Here is a 2,608-nt window from a genome sequence, read left to right on the forward strand (position 1 = left end):
TTTTAGTCGCATGTTCTAGACCCGAAGCGGAGTGATCTAGCCATGGGCAGGTTGAAGCGTGGGTAAGACTACGTGGAGGACCGAACCCACCAACGTTGAAAAGTTGGGGGATGACCTGTGGTTAGGGGTGAAAGGCCAATCAAACTCCGTGATAGCTGGTTCTCCCCGAAATGCATTTAGGTGCAGCGTCGCGTGTTTCTTGCCGGAGGTAGAGCACTGGATGGTCTAGGGGGCCCACAAGCTTACTGAAATCAGCCAAACTCCGAATGCCGGTAAGTGAGAGCGCGGCAGTGAGACTGCGGGGGATAAGCTTCGTAGTCGAGAGGGAAACAGCCCAGATCGCCAGCTAAGGCCCCTAAGCGTGTGCTAAGTGGAAAAGGATGTGGGATCGCATGGACAACCAGGAGGTTGGCTTAGAAGCAGCCACCCTTTAAAGAGTGCGTAATAGCTCACTGGTCAAGTGGTTCCGCGCCGACAATGTAGCGGGGCTCAAGCACACCGCCGAAGCTGTGGCATTCACACATTAACTCCGCCAGTTTCTTTGGATTCTGGTGCAGGTGTGTGGATGGGTAGGGGAGCGTCGTGTTGCGGGTGAAGCGGCGGAGTGATCCAGCCGTGGACGCTACACGAGTGAGAATGCAGGCATGAGTAGCGAATGAAGGGTGAGAACCCCTTCCGCCGGATGACCAAGGGTTCCAGGGGCAGGCTAATCCGCCCTGGGTGAGTCGGGGCCTAAGGCGAGGCCGAGAGGCGTAGTCGATGGATAACGGGTTGATATTCCCGTACCCGCGTAGGAGCGCCAACGACGAACCTCATGATGCTAAGCACGCAAAGCCGGCAAGGACTTCGGTCTGCGTTGGTGGAGTCTGTGACCCTCGTGGGTAGTAGTTGAGTGATGGGGTGACGCAGGAAGGTAGATGAGCCCGGCCGGTGGTTGTGCCGGGGTAAGCGTGTAGGCCGTACCGTAGGCAAATCCGCGGTGCATTGAGGCTGAGACGTGATGCCGAGCCGTTCTGGTGAAGTCATTGATCCTATGCTGCCGAGAAAAGCCTCTAGCGATGTTCCGAGCGGCCCGTACCCTAAACCGACACAGGTGGTCAGGTAGAGAATACCGAGGCGACGGGTGAACTGTGGTTAAGGAACTCGGCAAATTGCCCCCGTAACTTAGGGAGAAGGGGGGCCGGACGCGTGAAGCCCCTTTGCGGGTGGAGCGTGGTATGGCCGCAGAGAGCAGGGGGAAGCGACTGTTTACTAAAAACACAGGTCCATGCGAAGTCGTAAGACGATGTATATGGACTGACGCCTGCCCGGTGCTGGAACGTTAAGGGGACCTGTTAGCGAGCAATCGCGAAGCGGAGAACTTAAGCGCCAGTAAACGGCGGTGGTAACTATAACCATCCTAAGGTAGCGAAATTCCTTGTCGGGTAAGTTCCGACCTGCACGAATGGCGTAACGACTTCCCCACTGTCTCAACCACAGGCCCGGCGAAATTGCAGTACGAGTAAAGATGCTCGTTACGCGCGGCAGGACGGAAAGACCCCGGGACCTTTACTATAGCTTGACATTGGTATCCGAATTAGCTTGTGTAGGATAGGTGGGAGCCGGTGAAGCTTGGACGCCAGTTCAGGTGGAGGCATTGTTGAAATACCACTCTGGTTGGTTTGGGTATCTAACTTGCGGCCCTGATCGGGTCGAGGGACAGTGTCTGGTGGGTAGTTTAACTGGGGCGGTTGCCTCCTAAAGGGTAACGGAGGCGCCCAAAGGTTCCCTCAGCCTGGTTGGCAATCAGGTGTTGAGTGTAAGTGCATAAGGGAGCTTGACTGTGAGACTGACGGGTCGAGCAGGGACGAAAGTCGGGACTAGTGATCCGGCACTTGCGTGTGGAAGCGGTGTCGCTCAACGGATAAAAGGTACCCCGGGGATAACAGGCTGATCTTCCCCAAGAGTCCATATCGACGGGATGGTTTGGCACCTCGATGTCGGCTCGTCGCATCCTGGGGCTGTAGCAGGTCCCAAGGGTTGGGCTGTTCGCCCATTAAAGCGGTACGCGAGCTGGGTTTAGAACGTCGTGAGACAGTTCGGTCCCTATCCGCCGTGCGCGTTGGATACTTGAGAAGGGCTGTCCCTAGTACGAGAGGACCGGGACGGACGAACCTCTGGTGTGCCAGTTGTTCTGCCAAGGGCACGGCTGGTTGGCTACGTTCGGAAGGGATAACCGCTGAAAGCATCTAAGCGGGAAGCCTGCTTCGAGATGAGGTATCCCACCACCTTGAGTGGGTAAGGCTCCCAGGAGACTACTGGGTTGATAGGCCGGAGATGTAAGCACGGTAACGTGTTGAGTTGACCGGTACTAATAGGCCGAGGGCTTAACCACCCTATACATTGCGCTTGCGTCCACTGTGTGATTCACAGCAAACGAACAACCACCTACGGAATCGGTGACGGTTTCGTGGTTGCTGGTTCTTCGCTGTTGCTGACAGGTGTTTCGGTGGTCATAGCGGAGGGGAAACGCCCGGTTACATTCCGAACCCGGTAGCTAAGCCCTCCAGCGCCGATGGTACTGCACTCGGGAGGGTGTGGGAGAGTAGGACGCCGCCGGACTCAACGT

General features: G+C 56.6%; 2 rRNA genes. Both read left to right on the top strand.

What is annotated here, in order from left to right:
• A 23S ribosomal RNA gene (locus LPA41_RS40695) occupies positions 1 to 2,374 on the top strand; the annotation flags it as partial.
• A 110-nt stretch (positions 2,375 to 2,484) separates the two neighbouring features.
• Positions 2,485 to 2,601 (top strand): 5S ribosomal RNA (gene rrf / locus LPA41_RS40700).
• Positions 2,602 to 2,608 lie beyond the last annotated feature (7 nt).

This window comes from Actinoplanes sp. DH11 (assembly GCF_020873875.1).
Classification (GTDB): domain Bacteria; phylum Actinomycetota; class Actinomycetes; order Mycobacteriales; family Micromonosporaceae; genus Actinoplanes.